Here is a 5,659-nt window from a genome sequence, read left to right as displayed (position 1 = left end):
GGTGCCGCCAGCCGTTGCACCGCCGAAGCCCTTGCCGCCGGCCGTCGTCGTGTTGATGTGGCTCGTCGTTGCGTTGGCCGTGTTGCCCGTGACGTTGTAGCCTTTGCCGGCCGTTGCCGAAGCGTTGCCGTTTGCCGCGCCAGCATCGGTTGCGCTGAAGTGGCCGTACCCGAGGACAGCAGCCGAGGTCGAGCCACCCGAGGTTGAGCTCGAGTTGGAGTTCGTGCCCGTTGCGAACGCCGCAACGGAGGCGAGGGAGAGGACTGCGGCTACGATCAGATTGCGTTTCATGGTGTGTCTCCAGTTTGATGGCGCGCGGTTATCCAGCTACATGGACGCCGACATGTAGCAGGTGCAACGAAAAAAGCGGTTATCGGAGGACTTAGGACGCGCGGGTGCTTTCACCGGAGCATCCTGCTCCGGGCCAAGTAAATGCAGTTGTTTGTCTTAGGCTGAATGCGCGTTCAGCAATGCTGCTTTAAGATGTATATCGGCTTGAGGATAGGCGGCGCTTAGGCGGTGCTGCGCATTGGGACTTGACGCACTATCATATGCGATGGTGTCGCCTGTGCGCCCCCAGCCGCGGATGGCGGATACAGCAATGCTTTTTCTTTTTGTGTGTTCTTCATCTCGGTCCCCGTAGCATCGTATGTCGATGCCTTTTTGTAGATTCCGTTTATCTTCACTTTGTTCCTACGTTTGACGTGACTCTACGTAAAGCCCAAAATTAGGTGCGTTCGACAGACAACACTAACCTTTGCACGGACTCTTTTCACGCATCAGTTGGTTCGAAAGCGCTCATTGAACATACGGGCACACTGGAACGCAATGCGAGCAAGGCGGCGCTGAGGTGGATGGCAATTCATTCCGGTTGCATCGGGCTCGGAGGTGCACCGCGGTTCGTGCGTGAGGGCGAACCGGATACGCAGCCCGACGGCCAACTCCTTGACCGATGCCGGTTCATGCCCCGGTCGGCGCTGCAGACTTCTCGGTCGGCCAGGCTCACCGCCGGTTGGCGCGGCGGGCAGCGTCGCGGTGCCCGGCGCCCATACACGGGTGCTCGATTGGAAACCCACCGCATAGTGCAAGCCGAGTTCGCTGAGGGCATCGCGAAACGCCGTGTCGTTTCCGTATCCCGCATCGGCCAGTACGACACCGTCCGGTGCACCGCTTTGCCGGGCCTCGCGCAACTGCATGAGTGCGATCTGCGGCTTGGTCGCAAACCCGATCTCATCGGGCACGCTAGCCTGCGCCGGCCGTAGCGGATCATCGGCCCATTTCCTGTGGCAGATAAAGCTGATAAGCCACCGACAGGCTCACGGCCACCTGGCAGTTATCCTGTTGATATGACTCCGCGTGTCCGCACATGAATTTATGGCCTGCGGCCGAGACCAGGCGGGGCGGCCCTCAGTCTCCTCGTCCAGATAGGCCGCTAGGAATCCTCCATCGCGACACGACCCGCAGCGCTCGTCATCACCGCCTCAAGCCCAAGCTTCCCGCGATGGCGAATGGTTAGCGTTTCGGTCTCTGGATCGAGCCGCGTCGCCAGCGCGGCAGACTTTTCATTCTTGCGCAGCATCAAGAAATGGCCTTTGTCGAGCGGCTCGGGAGCTGCCGGATCAAGCATCGCGCCGAAAAGCGCGGCGCTGATCGCTCGCTCATCCCCTCGCGTCGGACCCCATACCGGCTACTCCTAAAGTCACCCCGAGCGCGGCACTCATGACGCTGATGACGCCGCGGCGACGCTGATAGCAGCGCCCTCACATGTCGTTCGTTGGTAACCAGAACTCGCCAACGGTGATAGATGAGTTGTCTAAGAGGTCTGTGAAGCCGCCAGCATGGTCTTTATCGGCATGCGTGCACACGACGATATGCAGGTGATTGAGTTCAGTCCTTGGCGAGGAAAGGGCCGCTACAAGCGCCCTGCTGCTGTAGCCTCCATCTACCAAAACATTTTGACCGCACCGCTGAAGCAGATATGAGTCGCCAGAAACGGGCAACGCCACGAGCTTGTTCATTTAACTCCATTGATTAGGCACAAAAGCACGAGGCGTGATGGTCTTCGCTGCGTCGAGGAGGCAGCGTGATCAGCTAGCCCAGCAACTTCGCGTTTATGCTTTAAAAGATTGCGAACCTCAATGCAGAGCCGGGAGGTTCGAAAAGCATGCGTCGGTGACATCGGCATATGCATGACAAACTTTCATTTCATATGCCTTCTACGCTTCGATGGAAATTTTTATGCAGGACTCTTCTACACCGAAGGTCATAGCAAGGCGTCGTTTAGCTTCAGCGATAGTCAGTGGTGTTTCGTCAAGCAGCTCCTGCACGTCCTCGGCAACGGACTTCTGCTCTTGCTCAACTTCGGGCATTTCACCTGCGTTCCAAAGTTTGGCTTTCAGCTTCGGCGGGAAATTTTCGGGGCGACCAACGCCGGCTCCTACTAGGTAGACGGGATTCGTGCCCTCTTTGTGATACAAGGAAACCCACATGGCCTGACCTAGGGGGATCGAGTTGCCAGCCTTAATCCTCGCCTCGTAGGCGCGATCGAAACGAGCCAGCATTTCTTTTGCATCAATGATGTGTGCCCACCCCTCCTGCGGAGCGCCGTGTTTGTCGACCGACACTGCACATACGTAGTCAACCTCACCGAGCGTGGCCCACCCGTCATCTGCCCGAGGAAATGCGATGTGACGATCCTTGGTGGTACGGATGCTGACGAGCTTCACCTCTTCGCCTCGCGTAATACGCCGGACGCTGCCCTTTCCGGAGCCCTTCTGCCCGCGTGGCACGCGACTGATTTTCCAGCCTTCCTGCTCCAGTGCTACTGCGCCAATTTTTTGCAAGCGATCCCGCAAGTTATCACTTGCCAAAAAATTCAGGCTGGCAACGAATTTGTTCATAAAGGCCCCGATTTTTTATTTTGGTTTTATAAGCCTACTGTGCGAGCAACTCGGCGTCAATAAATTTGATTATATTTATACTATAAGAAACAAATCGTCCGTGACACGCATGGGGCTGTTGACAGTCGGAGCAATGAACCAAGCGGTTCCCGGAGGGATTCTTGAGTCTCCATCCACTTCGGAGCTGAAGGAGCCAAGACGGCAAGGGCGATAACAAGTTAATCGGCCTGCAATTAGAGGCACTTTCAGGTGCCTCTGTTTTTTCCTGCGCCCCGGTTCCGTAAGCGTCAGCGTTCATCGGTCACTGATCAACGTTGATCATTTGTCAGCGGAAGGCTAGGAAGCCTCATGACTGTTGTCGCCGACTCCGTTTTGATCCGGATGCCGAGATTCCCGTGAACCGACCCATTGTCGAGCTAATCCTAAAAAGGGGGCATTGCGGGCTCCGGGGCTTCACGGATCTCGCCGAATCCAGGCCGCACGCGCTTCAGCCTGGTCCGCCTTTAACAAGGAAAAGGTTCAACGGCTGAACGTTTTGGCCTCGACCGACGAAAGTGCGATCGTCGCACTTTCGTCGTTACACGTGCAGGAGAGAGGCCCGTACGAGAAGGGCGTGTTACTCAGACGTGCTCTGGCACAGCGGTAAGCTTGACGCCGAGCGCATGCATTACCTTGTTAATCGTTTCAAAGCGTGGTTTGGATCCTTGCGCAAGCGCCTTATAGAGGCTCTCCCGACCCAGTCCGGCATCTTCTGCAACCTTGGCCATTCCGCGCGCTTTGGCGATATCTGCGAGCGCGGCAAGAAGTACGTCCTGATCGCCGGCCTCGAGGGCTGCGTTGAGATAAGCAGCGATCATTTCTTCGCTGTCGAGGTATTCGGATGCATCAAAAGGTGCGGTATGCACTGTATCCATGGCGATCATGACTGCTCCTTCTTGAAACTTGCCCAGAGTTCTTTCGCGCGACGGATGTCAGAGGTCTGGCTTGACTTATCGCCGCCCGAAAGCAGCAGATAGACAACCCGGCCCTCCCGTGCGTAATAGACGCGATACCCCGGACCGACATCGACGCGCATTTCTGAAACACCATCCCCGAGATCCTTGTGATCGCCGAAATTGCCTTGCTCTGCACGTTTGATGCGAACAATGACTGCCGCTCGAGCTTGCAAATCTTTCAGCCTTGACAACCAGTCAGAAAACTCGTTAGTGCGGGTGATCGTGTTCTTGTTCATGAGTTTGGACTGTATCCGAGTAGATACAGATCCACAAGCAGAATCTCTGTCCGTTGTGCAGGAACCGCACTCGGGAAAGGCACAAACTAACGCCGTGTCAGTTTGTCACCTGTTGCACTCGGCGCTGACTCCCTGCTTCTTCACATAAGAGCACAGGCAGCTGTCGCTCGTTATTGCGATTTGACAATCGAAAACCAAAGTCGATAGTAGCTGGGCGCACCCGGACAAAAGGAGGCCAAGCTCCGTTTGTCCGGGGTGAGCGCTATTTCGATAGTCAGAGACCTCTCGCGATTCAACGCGTACCGAGTCGCGCATAGTAACCGGCCAGTTCCTCGACCACGCGCTGCTTTTCGGCCTGAACATAGATCGTCGTGGTCTGCAGCGACGCGTGGCCCAGCACCTTCTGCACGACATCCACCGGCACCTCGTCGGCGACCGACTGGGTGCCGAAAGTGTGGCGGAACGCATGGGCATTCGCCTGCCCGAGCCTCACGCGTTCGTCCAGGCGCAACCCATCCATCGTCTGAACCAACTCGGTGACCATTCGACTAATCAGCCGGTTCAGTCCATCTGCGGTATAGCCCGCCTCTTTCGCTGGTTGCCCGTTACCGCCCTCCGCGCCCTGCACGGCCCGATGTCGCCGGCGTGACGCGTCGGTCCACGGAATGACCACTGGGCTCAGCAGCGGCCCGCTCTGTTGGTCTTCTTCGGTCGCGCCATCGAAATCTTGGGCCCGATCGCGCCAATGCGCGCGCAGAGCGGCCAGCGTCGCGGCGCTCACCGGCACCGTGCGTTCGCGCTGGCCCTTGCCAACGATGGTCAGCTCCCAAACCGGTCGCTCGGGGGTTCCAAAGGACGAAGGGCGCAGATGCTCGCGCCGGGCGCTTGCGGCTTCTTCGCGCCGCAGACCCGAATCGCCCATCAACAGGATCGCCGCGCGCACGGCGCGCCACTGCACGCCGTTCCGGGACTCGCGCCACTGCGCGCCGTTTTGACGCATGTTCGTGTCCATGCGCCACTGGGCACCGGCCGTCGCCCCGCTCTCTGCTGCTGAGCGCGCATCGAGCTCGTCGCGCAGCTTGCGCCACAGATCGGCAGGCAAGGCGCGCTCAATTTTCATCGCACTCGCGCGCTGAATCACCGACGGATCATTGACGGCGGTCCATGGGTTGCCGGCCAGATACCGCACGTCGACCCACCACGCGAACGCGGCGCGCAACGCCCGCACCGCGTAGCGTTGAGAATCGGCTGAAAGCGCGGCCGACCCGTCCGCCGTTGAGGCAAAGGGTCGCCAGCGCGGCGAGTGACGCGCGAAGCGTTCGCCCACGAAACGCGGATCGGGGCTTTTCAGGAAATCCTTATAGGCCTCGCAATCGTCGACCCGCAGGTCACTTAAGGCCTTGCCGCGCAGCACCACCGCCCACAACAGAAAGCGCTCGAGCTCCTTGGTGTACGCGCGCAGCGTTTTCGGCTGATCGCGGTAGCGGTTCAGGTACGCGCGCACCGCATCGAGGTCGTGCTGCGCCTG

Annotated in this window: 7 protein-coding genes and 1 pseudogene; all 8 read right to left on the bottom strand. The window is 58.6% G+C overall.

Annotated elements, in window-relative coordinates; translation table 11 throughout:
• Window positions 1-291 (bottom strand): hypothetical protein (locus AWB65_RS34060; RefSeq protein WP_087671169.1); only part of this gene is annotated, 291 nt, incomplete at its 3' end.
• Window positions 292-932: 641 nt separating this feature from the next.
• Window positions 933-1,344: pseudogene (locus tag AWB65_RS34055) on the bottom strand (transposase); the annotation flags it as partial.
• A gap of 88 nt (window positions 1,345-1,432) precedes the next feature.
• A complete protein-coding gene (locus AWB65_RS34050) occupies window positions 1,433-1,627 on the bottom strand; it encodes a hypothetical protein (protein WP_087671168.1) in 195 nt (64 codons plus the stop codon).
• 133 nt (window positions 1,628-1,760) lie between these two features.
• Window positions 1,761-2,018 (bottom strand): MBL fold metallo-hydrolase, encoded by a 258-nt coding sequence (locus AWB65_RS34045; RefSeq protein ID WP_087671167.1) that lies wholly within the window; start codon window positions 2,016-2,018, stop codon window positions 1,761-1,763.
• Between the two features lie 198 nt (window positions 2,019-2,216).
• On the bottom strand, window positions 2,217-2,900 hold the full coding sequence (locus AWB65_RS34040; protein ID WP_200821868.1) for a hypothetical protein: 684 nt from the start codon (window positions 2,898-2,900) through the stop codon (window positions 2,217-2,219).
• A gap of 620 nt (window positions 2,901-3,520) precedes the next feature.
• Window positions 3,521-3,814: an addiction module antidote protein gene (locus AWB65_RS34035; protein WP_087671171.1), complete on the bottom strand. Its 294-nt coding sequence runs from the start codon at window positions 3,812-3,814 to the stop codon at window positions 3,521-3,523.
• Window positions 3,815-3,819: 5 nt separating this feature from the next.
• Window positions 3,820-4,131 (bottom strand): type II toxin-antitoxin system RelE/ParE family toxin, encoded by a 312-nt coding sequence (locus AWB65_RS34030; RefSeq protein WP_087671166.1) that lies wholly within the window; start codon window positions 4,129-4,131, stop codon window positions 3,820-3,822.
• A 292-nt stretch (window positions 4,132-4,423) separates the two neighbouring features.
• Window positions 4,424-5,659 (bottom strand): tyrosine-type recombinase/integrase (locus tag AWB65_RS34025; RefSeq protein WP_235008074.1); only part of this gene is annotated, 1,236 nt, incomplete at its 5' end.

The sequence above is a fragment of the Caballeronia humi genome, assembly GCF_001544475.1.
GTDB lineage: Bacteria > Pseudomonadota > Gammaproteobacteria > Burkholderiales > Burkholderiaceae > Caballeronia > Caballeronia humi.
Note: the sequence above shows the minus strand (reverse complement) of the source record. Positions and strands in the feature narration are given on the sequence as shown.

What these genes read in the sequence shown, in the direction of transcription:
- AWB65_RS34050 (WP_087671168.1), bottom strand. Translation starts at nt 1,627, where the DNA reads ATGCTTGATCCGGCAGCTCCCGAGCCGCTCGACAAAGGCCATTTCTTG.
- AWB65_RS34035 (WP_087671171.1), bottom strand. Translation starts at nt 3,814, where the DNA reads ATGGATACAGTGCATACCGCACCTTTTGATGCATCCGAATACCTCGAC.
- AWB65_RS34030 (WP_087671166.1), bottom strand. Translation starts at nt 4,131, where the DNA reads ATGAACAAGAACACGATCACCCGCACTAACGAGTTTTCTGACTGGTTG.
- AWB65_RS34045 (WP_087671167.1), bottom strand. Translation starts at nt 2,018, where the DNA reads ATGAACAAGCTCGTGGCGTTGCCCGTTTCTGGCGACTCATATCTGCTT.
- AWB65_RS34040 (WP_200821868.1), bottom strand. Translation starts at nt 2,900, where the DNA reads ATGAACAAATTCGTTGCCAGCCTGAATTTTTTGGCAAGTGATAACTTG.